Source organism: Pseudomonas sp. microsymbiont 2, assembly GCF_054788395.1.
Window position 1 is genome coordinate 2,941,058 of the sequence record NZ_CM139112.1, and the last position, 24,599, is coordinate 2,965,656.

At 66.6% G+C, this 24,599-nt stretch carries 17 protein-coding genes; 12 read left to right on the top strand and 5 right to left on the bottom strand.

Annotated elements, in window-relative coordinates; translation table 11 throughout:
• Window positions 1-52: 52 nt before the first annotated feature.
• The gene (locus ACYUME_RS13240; protein WP_460414976.1) at window positions 53-1,546 is read right to left on the bottom strand and encodes an aldehyde dehydrogenase family protein; all 1,494 of its coding nucleotides are present in this window, start codon (window positions 1,544-1,546) and stop codon (window positions 53-55) included.
• 737 nt (window positions 1,547-2,283) lie between these two features.
• Here ACYUME_RS13240 and peaA point away from each other — a divergent pair.
• From peaA to ACYUME_RS13280, 8 genes are all read left to right on the top strand, one after another.
• Entirely contained in the window at window positions 2,284-3,849 is a 1,566-nt protein-coding gene (gene peaA / locus ACYUME_RS13245) for a quinohemoprotein amine dehydrogenase subunit alpha (RefSeq protein ID WP_460414977.1), read from the top strand.
• A 36-nt stretch (window positions 3,850-3,885) separates the two neighbouring features.
• A complete protein-coding gene (gene peaB / locus ACYUME_RS13250; RefSeq protein WP_460414979.1) occupies window positions 3,886-5,316 on the top strand; it encodes a quinohemoprotein amine dehydrogenase maturation protein in 1,431 nt (476 codons plus the stop codon).
• A 1-nt stretch (window position 5,317) separates the two neighbouring features.
• On the top strand, window positions 5,318-5,641 hold the full coding sequence (qhpC, locus tag ACYUME_RS13255; RefSeq protein WP_028692088.1) for a quinohemoprotein amine dehydrogenase subunit gamma: 324 nt from the start codon (window positions 5,318-5,320) through the stop codon (window positions 5,639-5,641).
• 19 nt (window positions 5,642-5,660) lie between these two features.
• The gene (gene peaD / locus ACYUME_RS13260; protein WP_460414981.1) at window positions 5,661-6,782 is read left to right on the top strand and encodes a quinohemoprotein amine dehydrogenase subunit beta; all 1,122 of its coding nucleotides are present in this window, start codon (window positions 5,661-5,663) and stop codon (window positions 6,780-6,782) included.
• Between the two features lie 161 nt (window positions 6,783-6,943).
• Window positions 6,944-8,644, top strand: coding sequence for an AMP-binding protein (locus ACYUME_RS13265; RefSeq protein ID WP_460414983.1), 1,701 nt, complete (start codon window positions 6,944-6,946; stop codon window positions 8,642-8,644).
• Window positions 8,645-8,707: 63 nt separating this feature from the next.
• Entirely contained in the window at window positions 8,708-9,556 is an 849-nt protein-coding gene (locus ACYUME_RS13270; protein WP_460414984.1) for a helix-turn-helix transcriptional regulator, read from the top strand.
• Window positions 9,557-9,624: 68 nt separating this feature from the next.
• On the top strand, window positions 9,625-11,115 hold the full coding sequence (locus ACYUME_RS13275) for an aldehyde dehydrogenase (RefSeq protein WP_460414986.1): 1,491 nt from the start codon (window positions 9,625-9,627) through the stop codon (window positions 11,113-11,115).
• 22 nt (window positions 11,116-11,137) lie between these two features.
• The gene (locus ACYUME_RS13280) at window positions 11,138-12,520 is read left to right on the top strand and encodes an aspartate aminotransferase family protein (protein ID WP_460414988.1); all 1,383 of its coding nucleotides are present in this window, start codon (window positions 11,138-11,140) and stop codon (window positions 12,518-12,520) included.
• 68 nt (window positions 12,521-12,588) lie between these two features.
• On the opposite strand, the gene ACYUME_RS13285 is transcribed toward ACYUME_RS13280, so the two are convergent.
• A complete protein-coding gene (locus tag ACYUME_RS13285; protein WP_279883633.1) occupies window positions 12,589-13,371 on the bottom strand; it encodes a helix-turn-helix transcriptional regulator in 783 nt (260 codons plus the stop codon).
• 197 nt (window positions 13,372-13,568) lie between these two features.
• Between ACYUME_RS13285 and ACYUME_RS13290 the strand changes: the two genes are divergently transcribed.
• Both ACYUME_RS13290 and ACYUME_RS13295 read left to right on the top strand, forming a co-directional pair.
• Entirely contained in the window at window positions 13,569-14,933 is a 1,365-nt protein-coding gene (locus tag ACYUME_RS13290) for an APC family permease (protein ID WP_460414991.1), read from the top strand.
• A gap of 16 nt (window positions 14,934-14,949) precedes the next feature.
• Window positions 14,950-16,059: a DmpA family aminopeptidase gene (locus ACYUME_RS13295; protein ID WP_460414993.1), complete on the top strand. Its 1,110-nt coding sequence runs from the start codon at window positions 14,950-14,952 to the stop codon at window positions 16,057-16,059.
• 525 nt (window positions 16,060-16,584) lie between these two features.
• Here ACYUME_RS13295 and ACYUME_RS13300 read toward each other — a convergent pair.
• A complete protein-coding gene (locus ACYUME_RS13300; protein ID WP_279883627.1) occupies window positions 16,585-17,913 on the bottom strand; it encodes an MFS transporter in 1,329 nt (442 codons plus the stop codon).
• Window positions 17,914-18,067: 154 nt separating this feature from the next.
• Between ACYUME_RS13300 and ACYUME_RS13305 the strand changes: the two genes are divergently transcribed.
• The gene (locus ACYUME_RS13305) at window positions 18,068-19,165 is read left to right on the top strand and encodes a sugar diacid recognition domain-containing protein (RefSeq protein WP_279883625.1); all 1,098 of its coding nucleotides are present in this window, start codon (window positions 18,068-18,070) and stop codon (window positions 19,163-19,165) included.
• A gap of 127 nt (window positions 19,166-19,292) precedes the next feature.
• Window positions 19,293-20,432, top strand: coding sequence for a glycerate kinase (locus tag ACYUME_RS13310; RefSeq protein WP_460414995.1), 1,140 nt, complete (start codon window positions 19,293-19,295; stop codon window positions 20,430-20,432).
• Window positions 20,433-20,435: 3 nt separating this feature from the next.
• Here ACYUME_RS13310 and ACYUME_RS13315 read toward each other — a convergent pair whose 3' ends face one another.
• Window positions 20,436-21,299, bottom strand: coding sequence for a phosphate/phosphite/phosphonate ABC transporter substrate-binding protein (locus ACYUME_RS13315; RefSeq protein WP_460414997.1), 864 nt, complete (start codon window positions 21,297-21,299; stop codon window positions 20,436-20,438).
• Window positions 21,287-23,614, bottom strand: coding sequence for a putative bifunctional diguanylate cyclase/phosphodiesterase (locus ACYUME_RS13320; RefSeq protein WP_460414999.1), 2,328 nt, complete (start codon window positions 23,612-23,614; stop codon window positions 21,287-21,289). The genes ACYUME_RS13315 and ACYUME_RS13320 overlap by 13 nt, the downstream gene beginning before the upstream one ends.
• Window positions 23,615-24,599: the final 985 nt, after the last annotated feature.

Consider the following 24,599-nt stretch of genomic DNA (forward strand, 5'->3'; position numbering starts at 1 on the left):
ACCCGCTCCCACAGGGGCTTGTGGGAGCGGGTTTACCCGCGAAGGGCAAGACTCAGAGCTTCATCATCACGGCCTTGAGTTCGGTGTAGTGCTCGATCGCCGCCGCGCCCATCTCACGGCCAACGCCCGACATCTTGTAGCCGCCGAACGGCAGCGCCGGGTCCAGCGCGCTGTGGCAGTTCACCCAGACCGACCCGGACTTGATCCGTGGGATCATGCGATGCACCGCCGCCAGGTCGTTGGACCAGATGCTCGCCCCAAGCCCGTAGGGGTTGTCGTTGGCCAGGCGCACCACTTCGTCGATATCGTCGAACGGCATGGCCACCAGCACTGGGCCGAAGATCTCTTCCTGCACCAGGCGATGACGCTGATCGACATCGACGATCACCGTCGGCTTGACGAAGTAGCCCGGTCCGAAGCCTTCGCCACCGCAGGCGATGGTCGCGCCCAGCTCACGCCCCAGGTCGATGTAGCCGGTGACCCGATCCTGCTGCTTGGCCGAAATCAGCGGGCCCATCTGCACCGAGGCGTCCAGGCCGTTGCCCAGCTTCATGGCGTTGGCGATGCCCGCGATATCGGCCACCACGTTGTCGAAGTGCTTGCGGTGCACGTACAGGCGCGAGCCGGCGCAGCACACCTGGCCCTGGTTGAAGAAGATCGCCGTGGCGGCGCCGGCGGCGGCCTCCTGCAGGTTGGCGTCGGGCATGACGATGGTCGGCGACTTGCCGCCCAGCTCGAGGGTGACGCGGGTCATGTTGTCCATGGCCGCCTTGCCGATCAGCTTGCCGACCTCGGTGGAGCCGGTGAAGGTCAGCTTGTCCACGCCTGGGTGGCGGCTCAGCGCGGCGCCGGCGTTCAGGCCTGTGCCGGTGACCACATTGAGCACCCCGGCCGGGTAGCCGGCCTCGTCCACCAGCTCGGCGAGCTTGAGCACGCTCAGTGGGGTTTCGTCGGCGGGCTTGAGGACCATGGTGCAACCGGTGGCCAGGGCCGGACCGAGCTTCCAACAGGCCAGCAGCAGCGGGAAGTTCCAGGCGACGATGGCGCCGACCACGCCCACCGCCTCGCGACGGACGAAGGCGTGGAAGTCGCCGTTGGGCATCAGCGGCATCGACGGCTCGACCGTGCTGCCTTCGATCTTGGTGGCCCAGCCGGCCATGTAGCGCAGGAAGTCGATGGCCAGCTGCACGTCCATCACCTTGGCCACCACGGCGCTCTTGCCGTTGTTCAGGCACTCCAGTTCGGCGAGCTGCTGGGCGTCGCGCTCCATCAGGTCGGCCAGGCGCCACAGCAGGTTCTGCCGTTCGCGTGGGCGCATGCGGCTCCACGCCGAGTCGTCGAAGGCCTGGCGCGCGGCCTGTACCGCACGGTCCACATCCTGGGCCTGGGCCGAGGGCACTTCACCAAGCACTTCCCCGGTGGCCGGGTTACGGAAGGTCATGGTCTGGCCACTTGCGGCATCCTGCCACTCAGCGCCGATACGCATCTTCAGCTTGCGCGCCAGGAAGGCGCGGGTAGCGGGGAGGATCGGCAGTTCGGTATTCATGAGACGGAGCCTCTTTCTTTTGGGGGTGGCCTGTGCCTTGGCAAGGGCCGTGCCAAGGCTTGCGCGGTTGGCTGAAGGCCCGTGGGCAAAGGGGATTGTCTGGGGTTGCGAGGGGGGGGCATGGGGGCGAGGTGTCGCAGATTGAGACGCAGTGAGACAGGGGCGCGGGGTCATGGTTTGCGGTGTGGCTGCCAGGGGTTTGGCGAAAGGGTTGCAGCGCCTATCAGATCGAGCGCCGCCCGCGCGGCGCATCGCGACGCAAGGCCGCTCCTACATTTGTTTCGGGCCAGTCTCTCCAGTGCCATTACCTGGTCCGCCTTGTTGGCACGACGCGGTATCAAGGCGGGCACTGCTGGCGCCTCGCCTGACTTGAGGCATGCACCAAGGCGGGCAACCATGGCCTGACAGGTTCGGCACGTTGCAACAAATGTAGGAGCGGCCTTGCGTCGCGATGCGCCGCGCGGGCGGCGCTCGATCTGATAGGCGCTGCAACTCTTTCGGCGAACACCCGCCGCCACTCCAGAAAACACTGTCTCAAGGTGAAACACCTGGTCGCGAAATGGCACGCCCCTTAACCGCCAACCTGCCTCGCCTTGGCCCCTGGTCTAAGCTCAACCCTTTGACGCACAAAGGGTTAAGCTCATCTGGCACAGTTCCTGTATCGCCACTGTCACATGCACCGCGCAGTTCCCAGGCGTGCGAATAACGATAAGAACAATAACCGTGGAGGTCTGACCTTGAAGACGACTCGACTCCGGCGGCAGGCGGGCACACTGGCGCTGGTCGCCACCGCCCTGTTGTCCGCCCAGGCCATGGCGGCCGAACAGGGCCCGAGCCTGTTGCAGAGCAAGTGCATGGGGTGCCATATCCCCGAGGGCAACGACAGCTACAGCCGCATCAGCCACCAGCGCAAGACCCCCGAAGGCTGGCTGATGAGCATCGCCCGCATGCAGGTGATGCATGGTCTGTCGATAAGCGACGACGACCGCCGCACCCTGGTCAAGTACCTGGCCGACAAGCAGGGCCTGGCGCCCAGTGAGACCGAAGGTGTGCGCTACGCCATGGAGCGCCGGCTGAACACCGTCGAACACTTCGACGATCAGCTCAGCCAGATGTGTGGCCGCTGTCACTCCGGCGCCCGGGTCGCCCTGCAACGGCGCCCGGCCCAGGAGTGGGAACACCTGGTCAACTTCCACCTCGGCCAGTGGCCGTCCCTCGAGTACCAGGCCCAGGCCCGCGACCGCGACTGGCTGGATATCGCCCTCAAGCAGATGGTGCCGGACCTGGCCAAGCGCTTCCCCCTCGACGACCCGGCCTGGGCCGAATGGCTCAAGGCGCGGCCCGAGTCCAAGGTCCTGGCCGGGCAGTGGGCGTTCAGCGGCCATATGCTGGCCAAGGGCGACGTGCGCGGGGTGATGACGGTCAGCGCCGAGCAGGGCGATACCTTCAAGGTCGAGGTCAAGGGGGCCTATGCCGACGGCACGCCGTTCAATGGCAGCGGCTCGGCGATCCTCTACAACGGCTATGAATGGCGCGGCAACGTCAAGGTCGGCGAGGCCAACCTGCGTCAGGTGTTCGCCGCCATCGACGGCCAGATGAAGGGCCGCATGTTCGAGGCAGAGCACGACGAGCGCGGTCTGGATTTCAGCGCCGCCAAGACTGGCCAGGGCCGCCTGCTGGCGGTGCAGCCGGCGTTCATCAAGGCTGGCGGCGACAGTGAGATCACCCTGGTGGGCAGCGACCTGGCCGGCAAGCCTGACCTGGGTGCGGGCGTCGAGGTGACCGAGGTTCTGCAATCGACGCCGACGCTGATCCGGGTCAAGGCACGTGCCGCCAGGGATGCCGCCGCCGGCCAGCGCGAGGTGTCGGTCGGCGCACTCAAAGGTGTGACGCTGGCGGTGTACGACAAGGTCGATGAAGTCAAGGTGGTGCCGGCGTTCTCCATTGCCCGCATCGGCGAAAACGGCGCCTCGGTGCCCAAGGTCCAGGGCCGCTTCGAGGCCGAGGCCTGGGGCAGGGACGCCAGTGGCCAGCCGCTGCGCATCGGCTACCTGCCGGCCAGCTGGAAGGTCGAGCCATTCAACGAGCGCGCGGTCGAGGACGAGGACGTCAGGTTCGCCGGGCAAATGCAGGCCGACGGCGTGTTCGTGCCGGGCGGGGCGGGGCCCAACCCCGCGCGCAAGATGATGACCAACAACGCCGGCAACCTGAAGGTGATCGCCACCCTCGCCGACGGCGGCCAGCAGGGCGAGGGTCACATGATCGTCACCGTGCAACGCTGGAACAATCCGCCACTGCCATAGGCATCAACCTGACGCATCGAATCCCGGGAGGTCGCCATGGGCGCACTACTGAACCTGGTCGAACGCAACCTGCACGAAGTGCAGGTGGATGCCGACCGCATGCTGTTCCATATCCCCAGCAGTTCGCTGTTCGCCGCCGACGCGGTGACCGGCGGCATCATCGACGCGCTGCGCCAGCAGGGCTGTTCGGCCGAAGAGCTGACACAGCGCCTGGGCCAGCGCTTTTCCGGGCAGGACATCGAGGAAACCTTGCGCGAGCTGATCGCCCTGGAAGTGGTCAGCGACGGCTCGCCGCTGACCCCGGAGATCGCGCTGAAGCAGGTCGAGCGCACGGCGCTGAACACCGTGGTGCTCAACGTCAACACCGGCTGCAACCTGAGCTGCACCTACTGCTACAAGGAAGACCTCGACAAGCCGTCGGCAGGTCGCAAGATGAACACGGCCACCGCCGAGGCCTCGGTGGAGATGCTGCTCAAGGAGTCGCCCGACGAGCAGCGCTACAGCGTGGTGTTCTTCGGTGGCGAGCCGCTGTCCAACCGGGCGCTGATCGAGCACATGGTGGCTTACTGCGAGCGGCGCTTCGCCGAGGCGGGCAAGCAGGTCGAGTTCATCATGACCACCAACGCCACGCTGCTTACTGAAGAGATCGTCGACTGGCTCGACGCTCACCGCTTCGGCTTGTCCGTCAGCATCGACGGGCCCAAGACCGTGCACGACCGCAACCGCATCACCGTGGGCGGGCAGGGCACCTACGACGTGGTGCGGCGCAAGGCCGACCTGCTGCTGTCGCGCTACCGCAGCCGGCCGGTGGGCGCGCGGGTCACCCTGACCCGCGGCATCACCGACATCGAGACCATCTGGAACCACCTGTTCAACGAGCTGGGTTTCGCCGAGGTCGGTTTCGCCCCGGTGACCTCCGGCGACATGGCCGACTACAACCTCACAGGCGATGAGCTGGTGCAGGTGTTCGCCAACATGAAGGCCCTGGGCCGACGCTACCTGGAGGCGGCACTGGAGCATCGCAACATCGGTTTCTCCAACTTGCACCAGCTGATCACCGATATCCACGAAGGCCACAAGAAGGCCCTGCCATGCGGTGCCGGGCTGAAGATGCTGGCGGTGGACCATGAGGGCGAGCTGAACCTGTGCCACCGTTTCACCGGCTCCAGCCTGCCGACCTTCGGCAACGTGCACCAGGGCGTGAAGCAGGCGCAGCTCAATGATTTTCTCTCGCAGCGTCTGGACCGCAGCGGCACCGGCTGCGACAGCTGCCGCATTCGCAACCTGTGTTCCGGCGGCTGCTACCACGAGAGCTACGCCCGCTATGGCGATCCGCAGCACCCGACCTACCACTACTGCGAGCTGATGCGCGACTGGGTCGACTTCGGCATCGAGGTCTACAGCCGCATCATGGCCGTCAACCCGGCCTTCATCGATCGCTACATCACTCCCAGGAAGGCGCACTGACATGAAGCACCTCAAACCGCTGAACAACAAGGCGCGCATCCTCGAACAGGCCGCCGCCGAAGACCGCGTCGACGAAGTGCTGGCCATGAGCGCCGTGGCCGGCTGCACCGCCACCACCGACCCGGGCTGGGAAGTGGACGCCTTCGGCGGTGTCAGCTCGCTGTGCCAGCCGATGGAAGCCGACCTGTACGGCTGCTCCGACCCTTGCTGGTGGCCGGCCCAGGTGCCGGACATGATGAGCACCTACCAGGACTGGAACGCCCAGGCGAGCAACTCCGCCGAAGACTGGCGCAACCTCGGCACCGTATTCCCGAAAGACAAATAGAACGACAAGGGGAAACCGCATGAAAGCTGGATTCTGCGCGCAGCTCGCGCTCACCGTCGCCGCCACGGCCTGCGCCTGGGCGGCCCAGGCCGATGATGCAGGCCCGGCCTTGAAGGCCGGCCATGAATACCTGATCGCCACCAACTACCCGAACAACCTGCACGTGGTCGAGGTGGCCAGCGACACGCTGTACAAGACCTGTCGCCTGCCCGATGCATTCGGCCCGGGCACGGCCATGATGGCGCCGGACAATCGCACCGCCTATGTGCTGAACAACCACTACGCGGACATCTACGGCATCGACCTGGACAGCTGCAGGGCCACCTTCCACGCCAGCCTCTCCAGCGTGCCGGGCGAGGTCGGCAAGGCGATGTACTCGTTCGCCATCAGCCCCGACGGCAAAGAGGTGTACGCCACGGTCAACCCGACCCAGCGCCTGAACGATCACTACGTGGTCAAGCCGCCGCGCCTGGAGGTCTTCAGTACCGCCGATGGCCTTAACGCCAAGCCCGTGCGCAGCTTCCCGATGCCGCGCCAGGTGTACCTGATGCGCGCCGGCGACGACGGCAGCCTGTACGTGGCCGGGCCGGACATCTACAAAATGGACGTGAACACCGGCAAGTACAGCGTCGCGCTGCCGCTGCGCAGCTGGAACCGCCCAGGCTACAGCGCCCCCGACGTGCTGTACTTCTGGCCGCACCAGAGTTCGTTGCATGAGTTCTCGATGCTCTACACCATTGCGAAGTTCAAGGATGCCAAGCAGGACCCGGCCAGCGCCGAGCCGCTGTACGGCTACCTGAGCATCGACCTGAAGACCGGCAAGGCCCACACCCAGGAGTTCGCCGAGCTGACCGAGCTGTACTTCACCGGCTTGCGCTCGCCCAAGGACCCGAACCAGATGTACGGCGTGCTCAACCGCCTGGCCCGCTACGACATCCGGCAGAAGAAACTGGTCAAGGCCGCCAACCTCGACCATACCTACTACTGCGTGACCTTCGACAAGGCCGGCGACAAGCTCTACCTGGGCGGCACCTTCAATGACCTGGCGGTGTTCGACCCGAATACGCTGGAGAAGGTGGGGAATATCAAGCTGCCCGGTGGCGACATGTCGACCACCACGCCGCAGGTGTTCATCCGCTAGCCGACCAGGATTAAGCATCCCCTGTAGGAGCGGCCTTGTGTCGCGAAAGGGGCGCGCAGCGGCCCCGGCGATTTCAGCGTCACAGCGAGATTGGGGCTGCTTTGCAGCCCTTTCGCGGCACAAGGCCGCTCCTACAGGGACCGCACAACAAGAGAGCCCCCATGCCCCAGCCCAGCCACACTCAAGGCTCAAAAGCCATTCCATTGCTCACCCACTGCATCGGCGACGCCTTCGACGCCACCGTCGCCCGCTTCCCCGACCGCGAAGCCCTGGTGGTCCGCCACCAGCACCTGCGCTACACCTGGCGGCAGCTGGCAGACGCTGTCGACCAGCACGCCCGCGCCCTGATGGCCCTGGGCCTGCAGACTGGCGATCGCCTGGGCATCTGGGCACCCAACTGCGCCGAGTGGTGCATCACCCAGTTCGCCAGCGCCAAGATCGGCGCGATCCTGGTCAACATCAACCCGGCATATCGCAGCAGCGAACTGGAGTACGCCCTGGGCCAATCGGCCTGCCAGTGGGTGGTCTGCGCCGATGCCTTCAAGACCTCCGATTACCACGCCATGCTGCTGGACCTGGCGCCCGAGCTTGGCGCCTGCCGGCCGGGCGAGCTGCAAAGCGCGCGCCTGCCCGAGCTGCGCGGGGTCATCAGCCTGGCCGCCACGCCAGCCAAAGGCTTCCTGGGCTGGTCGGCGTTGCAGGCCCGCGCCGGCGAAACCGACACCGGGCAACTGGCCGCGCGCCAGGCCAGCCTGCACCGGCACGAGCCGATCAACATCCAGTACACCTCCGGCACCACCGGCTTCCCCAAGGGCGCGACCCTCAGCCACCACAACATCCTCAACAACGGCTACATGGTCGGTGAAAGCCTTGGGTTGACCGAGCACGACCGGCTGGTGGTGCCGGTGCCGCTGTACCACTGTTTCGGCATGGTCATGGCCAACCTCGGCTGCATGACCCACGGCAGTACCCTGATCTACCCCAACGACGCCTTCGATCCGCTGCTCACCCTGCAGGCCGTGGCCGAGGAGCGCGCCACCGCGCTGTACGGCGTGCCGACCATGTTCATCGCCGAGCTGGATCACCCACGCCGCCCCGAATTCGACCTGTCCAGCTTGCGCACCGGCATCATGGCCGGCGCCACCTGCCCGATCGAGGTGATGCGTAGGGTGATCGACGAGCTGCACATGGCCGAGGTACAGATTGCCTACGGCATGACCGAGACCAGCCCGGTGTCGCTGCAGACCGGCGCCGCCGACGACCTGGAGCGTCGGGTGACCAGCGTTGGTCGTACCCAGCCGTGGCTGGAAAACAAGGTGATCGACCATGCAGGACGCACGCTGCCTCGCGGTGAGATCGGCGAGCTGTGTACCCGCGGCTACAGTGTGATGCTCGGCTACTGGAACAACTCCAAGGCCACCGCCGAAAGCATCGACAGCGAGGGCTGGATGCACACCGGCGACCTGGCGGTGATGGACGACGAAGGTTATGTGCGCATCGTCGGGCGCAGCAAGGACATGATCATCCGTGGCGGCGAGAACATCTATCCGCGAGAGCTGGAGGAGTTCTTCTTCACCCACCCGGCGGTGGCGGACGTGCAGGTGATCGGCATCCCGTGCAGCAAGTACGGTGAAGAAATCGTCGCCTGGATCCGCCTGCACCCCGGGCATGTGCTGGGCGAGGAGGAGCTGCGCGAATGGGCGCGGGCACGCATCGCGCATTTCAAGGTGCCGCGTCATTGGCGGTTCGTCGACGCGTTCCCGATGACGGTCACCGGCAAGGTGCAAAAATTCAGGATGCGCGAGATCAGCATCGAGGAGCTGCGGACCGAGCCAGGCGTCGGCGCTCACCCCGAAGGGTGATGGCCGACGCGCCGCCCCCATGAAACAATCCGTTCCGTACTTTCCCTGGCGCGGACGACAACAATGAACAGAGCCCGGCTGAACTCTCCCGACTGGTACGCGCAGATAGCCCGCGTGGTCGATGCCATTGGCACGCCCGGCTTCGTCGACCAGCTGTTCGCCGCGCTCAACAGCCTGGCGCCATGCCAGGCCATCACGGTATTTCTCTACCCGCGCACGGGCCTGCCGTCGGCCCTGTTCGCCAAGGACGACGAGGGGCCGTGGCTGCCCGAGGGCAATGTGCAGAAGTACCTCGAAGGCTACTACCTGCTGTGCCCGTTCTACCGCGCCTGCATGGATGGCGTGGCGGCAGGCTGCTATCGCCTGAGCGACGTCGCTCCCGACCATTTCAAGCGCAGCGAGTACTACACCGCGTTCTACCAGCACGCCCACCTGGAAGATGAGCTCAACTACCTGGTGCCGCTGGACGACCAGGTGGCCATCGCCGTGGCCCTGGGCAGCACCCGGCGCCTGGGCAGCCGCCAGGTGGCCGAGCTCAAGTGCATCGCCGCCTGGGTGGTTGCGGTGGTGCGTCGGCACTGGGGACACCTGGGCGGCGGGGCGCTGGGCGGGCGCTTCGAGAGCGCGCTGGGGCGGCAGATCAACGCGGCGCTGAACAACTTCGGCGCCTCGCTGCTCACCGAGCGCGAGTGCCACATCGCCCAGTACCTGCTGCGTGGCCACTCCACGCGCTCGCTGGCCGAGCGCCTGGGGATCAGCGAAGACACCGTCAAGACCCACCGCAAGAACCTCTACGCCAAGCTGGACATCGCCACCCAGGCCGAACTGTTCTCGCTGTTCATCGCCTCGCTGGCCCAGGCCCAGGAAGGGCTGGGCAAGGACCCGCTGGAAAGCTACCTGCGAAGGCGCTGAGCCACCGCTTCACCTCATCCTGACAACGACAATGACCGGCCCTGCGTGTGGCCGGCGAGGAGACCTGCGTGCATACGAAAGGCGATTGGCAGCAGCGCGCTGCACGGCAAAGCTTCATCACCACCGCGTTGATCGATGGGCGCCCGGTCGCGGCCTTCGACGGCGCGACCTTCGACGCCATCAACCCGGCGACCGGGCAACGCCTGGCCCAGGTGGCCGCCTGTGCCGATCGCGAGGTCGACCTGGCGGTACGGGCGGCGCGGCAGGCGTTCGAACACGGTCCCTGGGCGCGCATGGCGCCGGCCGAGCGCAAGCGCGTGCTGCTGCGCCTGGCCGAGCTGATGCTGGCCCACCGCGAAGAGCTGGCCTTGCTCGACTCGCTGAACATGGGCAAGCCGGTGATGGATGCCTACACCATCGATGTGCCCGGCGCGGCGCAGGTATTCGCCTGGTATGGCGAGGCGCTGGACAAGCTCTACGACCAGGTGGCGCCTACCGCTGGCAGCGCCGTGGCCATGATCACCCGCGAGGCGCTGGGCGTGGTCGGCGCCGTGGTGCCGTGGAACTTCCCGCTGGACATGGCCGCCTGGAAAGTGGCACCGGCCCTGGCCGCGGGCAACAGCGTGGTGCTCAAGCCCGCCGAGCAGTCGCCGTTCTCGGCCCTGCGCCTGGCCGAACTGGCCCTCGAAGCCGGACTGCCGGAAGGCGTGTTCAATGTCGTGCCGGGCCTGGGTGAAAGCGCTGGCCGCGCCCTGGGGCTGCATCCGGACGTGGACTGCCTGGTGTTCACCGGCTCGACCCAGGTGGGCAAGTACTTCATGCAGTACTCGGCGCAGTCGAACCTCAAGCAGGTGTGGCTGGAATGCGGTGGCAAGAGCCCGAACCTGGTGTTCGACGACTGCCGCGACCTGGACCTGGCGGCGCAGAAAGCGGCCTTCGGCATCTTCTTCAACCAGGGCGAGGTGTGTTCGGCCAATTCACGGCTGTACGTGCAACGCTCGATTCACGACGCGTTCGTCGAGCGCTTGATCGACAAGGCCCGCCAATGGCTGCCGGGCGATCCGCTGGATCCGGCCAGCCGCGCCGGCGCCATCGTCGATGCCAGCCAGACCGCGCGCATCGAGGCGGCCATCGCCCAGGGCCGGGCGCAGGGCGCGCGCCTGCTGTGCGGCGGCGAACGCCTGAGCGTGAACGGCTCGCAGAACTTCATCACGCCGACGATCTTCAGCGAGGTGCGCCCGGACATGGCCCTGGCCCGCGAAGAGATCTTCGGCCCCGTGCTGGCGGTGAGCGCCTTCGATGACGAGGAACAGGCCATCGCGCTGGCCAACGACAGCGTCTACGGCCTGGCCGCGTCGGTCTGGAGCGACGACCTCAACCGCGCCCACCGCGTGGCCCGACGCCTGAAGGCCGGCACCGTCTCGGTCAATACCGTCGACGCGCTCGATGTGAGCGTGCCCTTCGGCGGTGGCCGCCAGTCCGGCTTTGGCCGCGACCTGTCGCTGCACTCGTTCGACAAGTACACCCAGCTCAAGACCACCTGGATCCAGCTGCGCTGACCTTCATCCGAGGAGAACAACCATGAACGCACCTTTCACCGCCAAGCGCGACACCCGCGACTACCAGGCCAGCGACGCGGCCCACCACATCCACGCCTTCCTCGACCAGAAAGCGCTCAACGCCGAGGGGCCACGGGTGATCACCCGTGGCGAGGGCCTGTACCTGTGGGACAACGACGGGCGTCGCTACCTGGACGGCATGTCCGGCCTGTGGTGCACCCAGCTCGGCTATGGCCGCAAGGACCTGACCGCCGCCGCCGCCGCGCAGATGGACCAGCTGGCCTACTACAACATGTTTTTCCACACCACCCACCCGGCGGTGATCGAGCTGTCCGAGCTGCTGTTCAGCCTGCTGCCGGGGCACTACAGCCACGCCATCTACACCAACTCCGGCTCCGAGGCCAACGAAGTGCTGATCCGCACCGTGCGCCGCTATTGGCAGGTGGTCGGCAAGCCGCAGAAGAAGGTCATGATCGGCCGCTGGAATGGCTACCACGGCTCGACCCTGGCGGCCACGGCGCTGGGCGGCATGAAGTTCATGCACGAGATGGGCGGGCTGATCCCGGATGTGGCGCATATCGACGAGCCTTACTGGTTCGCCGAGGGCGGCGACCTCACTCCGGCCGAATTCGGTCGTCGCTGCGCCTTGCAGCTCGAAGAGAAGATCCTCGAGCTTGGGGCCGAGAACGTTGCCGGCTTCATCGCCGAGCCATTCCAGGGCGCGGGTGGCATGATCTTCCCGCCGCAAAGCTACTGGCCCGAGATCCAGCGCATCTGCCGCCAGTACGACGTGCTGCTGTGCGCCGACGAGGTGATCGGCGGCTTCGGCCGCACCGGTGAGTGGTTCGCCCACCAGCATTTCGGCTTCGAGCCCGACACCCTGTCCATCGCCAAGGGCCTGACCAGTGGCTATGTGCCCATGGGTGGCCTGGTGCTGAGCAAGCGCATTGCCGAGGCGCTGGTGGAGCGGGGCGGGGTGTTCGCCCATGGCCTGACCTACTCCGGGCACCCGGTAGCCGCGGCGGTGGCCGTGGCCAACCTCAAGGCGCTGCGTGACGAGGGTATCGTGCGCCAGGTCAAGGACGATACCGGGCCGTACCTGCAGCGCATCCTGCGCGAGGTGTTCGCCGACCATCCGCTGATCGGCGAGGTCCAGGGCACCGGCCTGGTGGCGGCGCTGCAGTTCGCCGAGGACAAGGCCACGCGCAAGCGTTTCGCCAACGAGAACGACCTGGCCTGGCAGTGCCGCACGTTCGGGTTCGAGGAGGGGGTGATCATTCGCTCGACGCTGGGGCGGATGATCATGGCGCCGGCGCTGGTGGCCAGCCGCTCGGAGCTCGATGAACTGGTGGAGAAGACGCGGATCGCGGTGGATCGCGTGGCGGGAATGGTCGGCAAGCGCTGAAGGCCCCATCGCGGGGCAAGCCCGCTCCCACCGAATCCCGTGGGAGCGGGCTTGCCCCGCGATAATGCTCAAGGATCCTGCGGATCGTGCCCCAGCGATTGCAGGAACAGCGAGAACAGCTCCGGCTGCGACGAGATGTCCAGCTTGGCGTACAGATGCCGGCGATGCACCTTGATGGTCTCCGGCGAAATGGCCAGCCGCTCGGCCATGGCTTTCGATGAATACCCCCGCAGGATCAGCCGGGCAATCTCCAGCTCGCGCTCGGACAACACCTTCGCCCCGAACAGGCTCATGGCATCGCGCACCATTGCCGGAGCCGGGCGCTGGCCATGGCGCTGCCAGTGCTGGCCCATCAGCGCCAGGACCCAAGGGCTGACCACCGTCAACAGACCATGGCGCGCCGTGTCGAAGCGCTCGCGCGTGCCCAGCGACAGTGACAGCGCGCCAGCATCGCCCAGCTGCAGGATGAACTGCACCTCGTCCTCCAGCACATGGTCGTGGAAATACTTGAGGTAGTACTCGCTCTGGCGGAACTGGTCCGGAGCCACTTCTTCCAGGCGGTGCAGGCCATCGCCGATGCGCTCCTGGCAAGCCTGGTAGAACGGGTCGAGCTGGTACAGGCCGCTCAGATACAGGGCCATGGCCTCGGGATTGCCCTCGCCACGGGCGTCGAAGATCTCCAGCGCGCGAGGCAGGCCGTCGCGCGGGTAGTGCATAGCCAGGGCGTTGTCGAAGGGCAGCCAGTGCTGCAGCAGCAGGATCAACTGCCGCCAGAAGCGCGGCTGGCCGATCTGCTCGATGGTGCGGGCCAGGCCCGCGTGGGCGCTGGTTTCACTGAACAGGTTGTGCATGCAAGGGCTCGTGTGGGAGCGGGTTCACCCGCGAAGAGGCCCAGGCAGTCTTGGAGGGTTTTCCACGCCTCGTCAAGGGGCGTACCCCCATAGGGTAATTGGCCGCCGCGCCTTCCCGGCCTACAGTCCAGCCCAGGTCCAGCGGCCGCGTGACCGGTTTTCCCCTCACAACCAATAACAACCAGAGGAAAAACGCCATGAGCTCCAGCGAAGAGCCCGCGAGCGCACTCAAGCAGCGCCTGGGCGTGTTCGATGTGGTCGCCATCACCGTGTCGGCGGTTACCCCGGCCAGCTCCGTGTTCGTCATCGCCCCGTTCGCCATCCAGCAGGCCGGCAGCGGCGCCTTCCTATCCTTTCTCATGGCCGCGGTGCTGGCGCTGATGTTCGCCTGGTGCTACGCCGAGCTCGGGCGGGCCCACAGCTCGGCAGGCGGCGAGTACGTGTATGCCAAGCGGGTGTTCGGTGGGTTGGCCGGCTACGCCACCTTTCTCACCGTGCTGGCCTCGATGCTGTTCATCCCGCCAGTGCTCGCCGCAGGCGCCGCCACCTACCTCAACAACGCCCTGGGCACGCGCTTCGACACCCAGGCGGTGGCGTTGGTGATCGTGGTCTCTAGCTATGCGCTAGGCATCCTCAATATCCGCCTGAACGCCTGGATCACCGGCCTGTTCCTGTTCTGCGAGGTCGCCGCGTTGCTGGTGATCGTGCTGCTCGGCTTCGGCAACGCCAGCCAGCCGGTGGCCAGCCTGCTGCAACCGCAGATGCTCGAACAGGGCACGCTGGTGGTCGCGCCCTGGGCGCTGGTGCTGGGCGCGGTGGGCATGGCGCTGTTCGCCTTCAATGGCTACGGTGGCGCGGTGCTGCTGGCCGAGGACATGAAAGACCGGGGGCGCACCGTGCACCGGGCGGTACTGTGGTCGCTGCTGGTGGTGGTCGCCATCGAGGTGATCCCGCTGGCGGCGCTGCTGATCGGCGCGCCGTCGCTGCAGGCGATGCTGGCCAGTGGCGACCCGATCGGTTACCTGCTGACCGCCCATGGCAACGAGACCCTGGCACGGCTGGTCAGCGCGGGGATCTTCCTGTCGGTGTTCAACGCCATCGTGGCGATCGTCATCCAGGTCGGCCGGGTGGTGTACAGCAGCGGTCGCGACGCGATCTGGACCCCTGCGCTCAACCGTGCGTTCACGGTGATCCATCCGCGCTGGGAGTCGCCGTGGCTGGCGACCCTGTTCCTGGCCATACCGTCGGCGCTGCTGAGTTTGTCCGGCAGCCTGGAGGACCTGACCTCGTTCACCGTGCTGCTGTTGCTGCTGATCTACCTGGTGGTGGCGTCCTGCGCCCTGTGCAGCCGGGTGCTGCGCCGCGACCGCGAACACCCGTACCGCATGCCGCTGTGGCCGTTGCCGGCACTGCTGGCGGTCAGCGGCGCCGGCTGGCTGCTGGTGACCCTGCTGCGCGAGGCGTCGTTGCGCGACCTGTTGATCATGCTCGGGCTGCTGGCGGTTTCGGTGACCTTGTACAGCACCCACGGCCGGCTCAGCCCGACCTTCCAGAAATTGTGAAATCCAAGGAGTACACATGCGTGCGCGTCAACTGGGCATTACCCTCGGCCACGGCAATCCAGGCCCGCTCAATGCCATTACCGATGTACCGGGGGTGCGGGTCGGCCACAGCACCCTGATCGACGAACAGCGACCGGCACCGATCCGCACCGGGGTCACCGTCATCGAGCCGCGCCCGGGGCCGGCCCGCCTGTCGCCGTGCTTCGCCGGTTGCCATGTGCTCAACGGCAATGGCGATGCCACCGGGCTTGAGTGGATTCGCGAGGCGGGCCTGCTGAGCACGCCGATCGCCATCACCAACACCCATAGTGTCGGTGTGGTGCGCGATACGCTGATCGCCGCCGAGCGCGAGCGCCTGGCCGATGACGCGGTGTACTGGTGCATGCCGGTGGTGATGGAAACCTACGACGGGCTGCTCAACGACATCTGGGGCCAGCACGTGACGCCGGGGCTGGTGCGCCAGGCACTGGATGGCGCGGCTGCGGGCATGGTCGAGGAAGGTGCGGTGGGCGGTGGCACGGGGATGATCTGCCACGAGTTCAAGGGCGGGATCGGCACGGCCTCGCGGCGCTTGAGCGATGAGCAGGGGGGCTGGACGGTCGGCGCCCTGGTCCAGGCCAACCACGGTCAGCGTCGCGAGCTGCGGGTGGATGGTTATCCGGTCGGGCGCCAGTTGAGGCACTTGCCATCGCCGTTCGCCGAACCTGCGAGCGGCACGCCAGGCATGGGCTCGATCGTGGTGGTGATCGCCACCGACGCGCCGCTGTTGCCGCACCAGTGCCAGCGCCTGGCCCAGCGGGCGTCGATCGGCATCGCCCGAACCGGTGGCGGTACCGAGGACTCCAGTGGCGATATCTTCCTGGCGTTCTCCACCGGGAACCAGGGGCTGCCCGCGGCGGACTACGCACGCAAGGGGCTGGAGCAGTGCGCCCAGGTGAGCATGCTCAACAACGACCATGTTTCGGGGCTGTTCCTGGCGGCGGCGGAGGCGGTGGAAGAGGCGATCGTCAATGCCTTGCTGGCGGGACGCGAGATGCAGGGCAGGAAGGGTGTGGTGGTACCGGCGCTGGACGGGGATACGCTGCTGACGGCGCTGCATGAGGCCGGGTGGAAGCCTCGCAACTAGCGCCAGGGTCGTGTGCCCCTGTGGGAGCCGTCCCTTTCAAGGTGTTCGCCGTTAGAGGTGCAGCGCCTATCAGACCGAGCGCCGCCCGCGCGGCGCATCGCGACGCAAGGCCGCTCCTACATTTGTTGCAACGTGCCGAACCTGTCAGGCCATGGTTGCCCGCCTTGGCGCATGCCTCAAGTCAGGCGAGGCGCCAGCAGTGCCCACCTTGATACCGCGTCGTACCAACAAGGCGGACCAGGTAATGGCACAGGATTGACTGGCCCGAAACAGATGTAGGAGCGGCCTTGCGTCGCGATGCGCCGCGCGGGCGGCGCTCGATCTCACAGGCGCTGCACCTCTAACGGCGAACACCTTGAGGCCCTCACTCGGTCAACAACGACCTGGAACGGGCTGCCTGTAGGAGCGGCCTTGCCGAGGCGTCGGACCGGCCGGAAAGGGCTGCAAAGCAGCCCCAGGATCTCATCCACGACGCATGAATTGCCGGGGCCGCCATGCGGCCCTTTCGCGGCACAGAGCGTCAACCTAGCGGGCACGTGCCAACGCAGCGCTGCCGCTGCGCGAAACCCGCAGCGCCACCAGGCTGCCGAACACGATCAACCCCGCCAGCGCATACAGCGCCGCGTCGGTCGAACCGGTCTGGTCCTTGATGAACCCCACCAGGTACGGGCTGAGGAAGCCCGCCATCTGCCCCACCGAGTTGATGATCGCCAGGCCCGCCACGGCGGCGCCGGCACCGAGCAGCGCGGTCGGCATCGGCCAGAACATCGGCAGGCCGGTCAGCGCGCCCATGGTGGCGATGGACAGGCCAAGGATGGCAACGGTCGGGTTGCCGGCGAAATTCACCGCGATCAGCAGGCCCAGCGCGCCCATCAGCATCGGTACCACAAGGTGCCAGCGCCGCTCGTTGCGCAGGTCCGCCGAACGGCCGACGACGATCATGAACACCCCGGCCAGCAGGTACGGAATGGCGCTCAGCCAGCCGATCAGCAACGGATTGTCGAAGCCCATGTTCTTGATGATCGACGGCAGCCAGAAGTTGATGGCGTAGACCCCGCTCTGGATGCAGAAGTAGACGAAACCGAAGGTCCAGATCAGCGGGTTGGTCAGCACCGCGAGCAGGCTGTCGCCGCTGGTGGCTGGTTTGCCAGCGGCATCGGCCTTGAGGTCGGCCTCGATCAGGCGGCGTTCGGCCGGGCTCAGCCAGGCGGCCTTGTGGTAGCCGTCGCTGAGCAGCACGATGGCCAGCGCGCCCAGGACCACGGTGGGCAGGCCCTGGATCAGGAACATCCACTGCCAGCCGGCCAGGCCGTGCTGGCCCGCGGCGAAGTGGTCGAGGATCCAGCCGGAGAACGGCCCGCCGAGCAGGCCGGACACCGGTATCGCCGACATGAACAGCGCCATGATGCGCCCTCGGCGGTCCGCCGGGAACCAGCGCGAGAGGTACAGCACCACGCCGGGGAAGAAACCCGCCTCGGCAGCGCCGGTCAGCAGGCGCAGGGTATAGAACTCGGTGGGCGTGGTAACGAACAGCAGGCAGGTGGACAGACTGCCCCAGGCAATCATCATCAACGCGATCCAGCGTCGCGGGCCGAAGCGATTGAGCGCCAGGTTGCTGGGCAGGCCGCAGAGCACGTAGCCGATGAAGAAGATGCCGGCGCCGAGGCCGTACACGGTTTCGCTGAACTTCAGGGCGTCGAGCATCTGCAGCTTGGCGAAGCCGACGTTGACGCGGTCGAGGTAGTTGAACAGGTAGCAGATGAAAATGAACGGGATCAGCCGCAGGGTGATGCGCCGGTACAGCGCGTCGCGGGTGATCTCGGTGCCTTGGTCAGGGGCGGGGCTGTGTGCCATGATCGGGTTCTCTGTTGTTATGGTTGTCACCGCGTCGCCTGTGCCGGCGCTCGCCTGGAAAAGTCTCGGGCAGTGTAGCGCGGCTGTCTTTGTGCTTTTGCACAGCCTCAGGGGCAGGTCGCTGTGCCGCCGAACAAAGCCTAAGGATCCTTTCATGTTCGAGCTCGACCACGACCTCGCCCAGGACATCGTCGACCGGGCGATGGCCATCCTGCCATGCAACGTCAACGTGATGGACAGCCAGGGGTTGATCCTCGGCAGTGGCGAGCCCGAACGCATCAACACCCGCCACGAAGGCGCCCAGCTGGTGTTGGCCAACGGCCGCATCGTCGAGCTGGATGGCGAGGCGGCCAAATGCCTCAAGGGCGTGCAGCCCGGCGTGAACCTGCCACTGCTGCTCGATGGCCGCCTGATCGGCGTGCTTGGCCTGACCGGCGATCCGCAGCAACTGCGCACCTACGGCGAGCTGGTGCGCATGACCGCCGAAATGCTGCTGGCCCAGCGCCATCTGCAGGTGGAGCAGCAATGGCGCCGCCAGCGCTGCGACGATCTGCTGGCGTTGCTGCTCGGTGGCAGCGGTGAATCGCCGCGGCTGGTCGATGAGGCCCGGCAGTTGGGCCTCAAGCCCAACCTGCCGCGTGTTCCCTGCTTGTTCGAGCTGCACAGCGGGCCGCCCGCCGAGGCCCTTTCGGCCTGGTTGATGAGCCGTTACCCGGACAGCTGGTGCGTGAGCCCGGCGCGCCAGTCGCTGCTATGGTGCCGTCCGCTTGCCGGCGTGCTGGATGAAGCCCGTCTGCTCGAACGCCTGCGGCGCCATGGCTGGGAGGTCGAGCGCCTGGCGCTGGGCAGCCCGGCGCAAAGTCTCGAACAGCTGCGCCGCGGTTACCGGCGGGTGCGCGACCTGTTGGCCTACGGCCGTGAAGTGCTGCCTGCAGAGCGCTTGCTGAGCCTGGCCCGTTACCGTTTGCCGGCGCTGCTCTGGCGGCATCGCAACGACGATGCGCTGGACGAGTTGCTCGAGCCGCTGCAGCGCATCCGCGCCAAGGATGCCAGCGGCCAGTTGCTCGCCACCTTGCGCGCCTGGTGCGCCCACGACGGGCAAAGCCAGGCCTGTGCCGACGCCCTGGGGATTCACCGCAACAGCCTGCGCTACCGGCTGGAACGCATCGCCGAAGTCGGCGAGGTGGACCCACTGCGGATGGAAGGCATGCTCAGCCTGTACCTGGGCCTGCAGTTGCTGCCGGCGGATTGACCGCGTGGGCTGCCGAGCCGCGTTGCAGGCATCCGCCCAAACAACCCGCCCTGACTTTTGTGCATCCGACCGAGGCCGCTGTGCCACGCACCTGTCAGCATGCGCGGTATCAGGACAGGAGAATCCCATGAAGATCGTCATCGCCCCCGACTCGTTCAAGGACAGCCTCGACGCTGCCGGTGTCGCCCGGGCCATCGCCAGCGGGCTGGCCAAGGTGTGGCCGCAGGCCGAGCTGGTCGAGTGCCCCATGGCCGATGGTGGCGAAGGCACCTTGCAGGCGATCGTTGCCGCCAGCCATGGCGAGCTGCGCCGCCAGGTCGTCCGAGGCCCGTTGGGCGAACCGGTCGAGGCCAGCTGGGGCTGGCTGCCGGACAGCCGTACGGCGGTGATCGAAATGGCCCAGGCCAGTGGCATCCAGCTGCTGCCCAGTGGCCAGCGTGATGCCTGCCGCAGTTGCACCTGGGGCACCGGCGAGCTGATCGCCGCGGCGCTGGCGGCCGGCGCCTCGCGCATTGTCCTGGCCATCGGCGGCAGCGCCACCAACGACGCCGGCAGCGGTATGCTGCGGGCGCTGGGGCTGCGCCTGTTCGACGCTGCCGGCCAACCCCTGGCGCCAGGCGGCCTGGCCCTGGCGCAACTGGCCCGTCTGGATGCCAGCGACCTGGATCCGCGTCTGGCCGAGGTACGGGTGGAGGTCGCCGCCGATGTCGACAATCCGCTCTGCGGCGACAACGGCGCTTCGGCGATCTTCGGCCCGCAGAAGGGCGCCAGCCCGGCGCAGGTACAGGCGCTGGACCAGGCCCTGGGGCACTTCGCCGAGCATTGTGCCGGCCTGCTCGGCAAGGACCTGCGCCACCAACCGGGCAGTGGCGCGGCCGGTGGCATGGGCTTCGCGGCCAAGGCGTTCATGGGCGCGCGATTCTGCCCCGGCGTCGAGGTGGTGGCCGAGCTGGCTGGGCTGGATGCGCTGGTGCGGAGCGCGGACCTGGTGATCACCGGCGAAGGGCGTTTCGATGCGCAGACCCTGCGCGGCAAGACGCCACTGGGCGTCGCCCGGATCGCCAAGCGCCATGGCGTGCCCGTGGTGGTGCTGGCCGGCACCCTCGGTGCCGGGTACACGCAGTTGTACGAACATGGGATCGATGCCGCCTTCGCCCTGGCCAGCGGGCCGATGACCCTGGAGCAGGCCTGCGCCGAGGCGGGGGCTCTGCTCGAAGCGCGGGCGGCGGATATCGCCCGGTTGTGGCAAATCGCCCAGCCTGGCTGAGCTTCAGCGAGACTCCATCAGGCGTTCCAGCCCCGCATAGTCCTCATGGCTCACCGGCACCAGCCCGGTGGCGTGTTGCGAGGCCACGAACGCGGCCATGCCTTGTGGGTCTTCGAGCATTGCCTTGCGCAAGCGCTGCTTGAGCGCCGGACACAGGCCGGCGCTGAACACGTAGGGATCGTAGCGGATCGGCGCCGAGCGCCAGAGCAGTCGCAGCCGCGCGGGGTCGATGGCGTGGCGGGCCAGGTAGGCGTCGGCCCGTTCGCTGGCAACGAAGGCTGCATCGACCCGGCCTTCGAGCAACGCCGCCAGGGCCTTGTCATGGTTGCCGGCATACACCAGCGCGCCAAAGAAACGCGGCAGTGGCGTGCCGACCTGGGCGGCGAACTCGACGCTGGGCACCAGGCTGCCGGAGGTGCTGGCCGGGTCGCTCAAGGCTACCCGGGCACCGCGCAGGGCATCGAGACGGGCGGGCCCGTCGGCGCGGGTCAGCAGCAGCGCCTGATAGTGGTTGCCTGCGGGCGTGTAGATGCCGGCGTTCAAGGAGAAGGTGGCAAAGGCTTCGATGCCCCGGTCGCGACGATGGGCGAGCAGGTACGACGCAGGCCCCAGCCGGGCGATATCGGTGCCACCGGAAACGATGGCGTCCACCACGCTCTCGTAGGAGCTGCTGAGCACCAGTTCCACCGGCACTCCGGCGGCTTTGCCCAGACGGTCGAGCAACGGCTGGTGCTCGCGGGTCATGGCCTGTGCATCCTCGATCGGGATCACCGCCAGGCGCAGGCTGTGGGGGGCGCAACGGGCCTGCGCCTGGCCTGCGAGCACCTGGGCCAACAGCAGCAGGGCGACGCTTTTCAGTAGACCCATGCCTTTTCCTCGGAACCGTTGAACGGGGGGTAGTCATGCAGTTGGCTGGGCGACAGTGGCCGGCTGAAGTGATAGCCCTGGGCGATGTCGCAGCCGGCGAGCTTCAGGCACACCACTTGCTCGCGGGTCTCGACGCCTTCGGCGACCACCTCCAGGCCCAGGCGCTTGGCCAGGATGATGGTCGAGGAGACGATCGGGCTGTCGTCGTAGGCGTTGGACAGGGGAGCGATCAGCGCTCGGTCGATCTTGAGCTTGGACAGCGGCAGCGCGTGCAGGTGGGCGAAGCCTGCATAGCCACGACCGAAATCGTCCAGGCTGATGCCCAGCCCGGCGCTGCGCAGGCGACGTAGATGGGCCATCGCGGTGCCTTCGGGGTCGAGCACGGTGGTCTCGGTGATTTCCAGTTCCAGACGCTGGGGCGCGATGCCGTAGTAGTCGAGTTCGGCCAGCAGGCGTGTGCTGAAGTCGGCCTGACGCAGCTGCAGGGCCGAGACGTTGATCGCCAGGCGTGCGTCATGCTCGCGTGCATGCCAGCGTGCCAGCTCCTCGCAGGCCAGGCGCAGCACCTCCCACCCCAGGTCGACGATGAAGCCGCTGCGCTCGGCGAGATCGATGAACCGGTCGGGGTAGAGCAGGCCGAATTGCGGATGATCCCAGCGCACCAGGGCCTCGTAGCCCAGCACCTGAAGGGTGTCGAGGCGGATCTGCGGTTGGTAGTGGAGAACGAACTGGCGTTCGGCCAGGGCGCCGCCAAAGGCCTGTTCCAGGGTGAAGGCCTGGATGTCGGTGAGGTTGAGCGACGGGTCGAAGAAGCGATATTGGGCGCGGCCTGCCTGCTTGGCCGAATACATGGCGGCATCGGCGAAGCGGATCAGCGCGTCGATGTCCTGGCCATCGCGTGGGCAGATGCTCACGCCGACGCTTGGGCTGGTGTTGACCTCCTGGTCGGCCAGGGCATAGGTGGCGGACAGTTTCTCCACCAGGGCGCGCACCCAGTTGTCGATCTGTTCCTCGCTGCGCTCGCCGGCCAGCAGCACCACGAACTCGTCACCGCCAAAGCGCGAAGCCTCGTCGCCTGGTTCGAGCAGGCGCTGGATGCGCCCTGCCACCGCTTGCAGCAGCAAGTCGCCGATCTTGTGGCCGAGCGAGTCGTTGATCGACTTGAAGCGATCCATGTCGATGAACAGGATCGCCAGCAGGCGGCGTTTGCCACGCTGCTGGGCAAGGGTGCGGGTCGCGACCTCGACGAACTGGCGGCGGTTGTGCAGGCCGCTGAGGTGGTCGGTGGCGGCGGCGTGGCTGCTGCGGCGGTGCTCGTCCTCGAGGCGCTCGATCAACTGCTGGTTGACCTGCTGGGCGTGTTCCAGCTCGCGAAATGCCTCTTGGCGCTTGTGCAGCAGACGCAAGCCCCAGGCCAGGCTGGCGAGGATCATCAGGGTCATGCTCAGGTTCAGCCACAGCTGGCGGCTGGCGGTGAGCATGGCGGGGGCGAGGATCTCGTCATGGGCCTGGCTGACCACCACGCTGAAGCCGCGCTCGGTCACGCGCCGGTACAGGCTCTGGTAGGGGCCCTCGAGTGTGTACTGGGTCAGTTGGCCTGAGTCCTCGCCGCTGCGCGGCAGGCCGGGCACCAGCGCCGGGCCGGCCACCAGCACGCCGCTGGTGTCGATGCGCAGGCGCTCCTGGCCGTCGTCCTGGAGCAGGCGCATCACGCCGGTGCGGCCCAGGTCGATGTGCTGGAACAGGACCGCGAGATAGCCGATGTCCAGTTGTACCACCAGGATGTTGTCGATCTCGCGGCCAGGCAGATCGGTCAGTGGCAGCAGGAACGGCAGGCGCCAGCTGGGTAGCGTCGCGTCGTTGGTGCTGGTCGGGGCGTGGGGCATGAAGGCCTTGAAACCGTAGTGCGAGACGTGGGACTTGAGTTGGTCGAGCCAGGCCTGTGGCAGTTGCGTGGGCTCGTCGCCATGGCTGGAGGAGAGCAGGCGACCGTGGTGGTCATACAGGCTCATGCGCTTGAACACGGGGTCTTCGGCCAGCAGCCGGGCCAGGTTCAGGTTGCCCTGGCGCAGGCTCTTCATGTCGTCCTGGGTGACCCGGCCCACGGCCTGGGCGCGGTCCACCAGCTGACGCAGGTTTTCGGCGACGATGCTGGCCAGGTTCAGGTGCTCGGTGGCCTTGGCGGCCAGGGCATCCTGGTGGGAAGCGGTCTTCTGGCTGATGTGCGAGGCCCAGAGGAAGGTCAGGGTGACGGCACATAGGGTCAGCAGGAGCAGGGGTAACAGGCCTGCGGAGGAGAGTGAACGGCGGATCACGGCTGGTTTTCCACGGCCCTTGGGATTTGGGAAATATGCGACAGATATATGACAGGATGATGAATGGTGGCGCTTTGCCTTTATTTTTCTGGGGGCTGTTTGTGAGGTTGTTGTTGTTGTTGTTGTTGTTGTTGTTGTTGTTGTTGTTGTTGTTGTTTTTATATTTTTATGCGCATTCATTTACGATGTTGACGCATAGTCACCTTTCCGCCCTTACGGCGGGTTACTTTGGTCGTGGCCAAAGTAACCAAAGCCGTGGCGCTCCATTCATCCGGCCCTACGCTTCGCTCCGGGTTCCCTCACTCCGGCCTTGCTCCCGGGAGGACCGCGCTGTAGGGCCCATCCTGGGCCCCAGCGCTTGACGGGCATCCATGCCCGTCACCTCCCTCCGCAAGTCCTGCGTTCGGCCTCCTGAAGTCGCGAAGTTACGGGCGGCGACTGGGCTGGCGCAGCTAACGCTAGTTGCACTTCTGTGATCTCCAGGGCCCTTTCGCGGGTAAACCCGCTCCCACAGGGTTATGCACATTCTCAACTTACACCACTCTCCTGTGGGAGCGGGTTTACCCGCGAAAGGGCCAGAACAACCAATATATAAATAACTGCCAAGAGCTAATTTAAAATCTCTGCTCTTGCTCTTGCTTCTAAGCGCGCGATAGTCCAGGCGCCGCCAATTGCGACTTCAGGAGGCCGAGTGGAGTTCTTGCGGAGGGAGGTGACGGGCATGGATGCCCGTCAAGCGCTGCGCCCCAGGATGGGGCGTTCAGCGCGGTCCTCCCGGGAGCAAGAACGGAGCGAGGGAACCCCGGAGCGAAGCGTAGGGGCCGGATGAATGGAGCGAGGATTTTTTGGTTACTTTTTGATCCTTCAAAAAGTAACCCGCCGTAAGGGCGGAAAGGTGACTGTGCGTCACCATCGCCAATGAATGCGCATACAGCAATCAAAACCAACACGCCAAGTCCCAACCCCAACCCCCGCGACAAGTTGT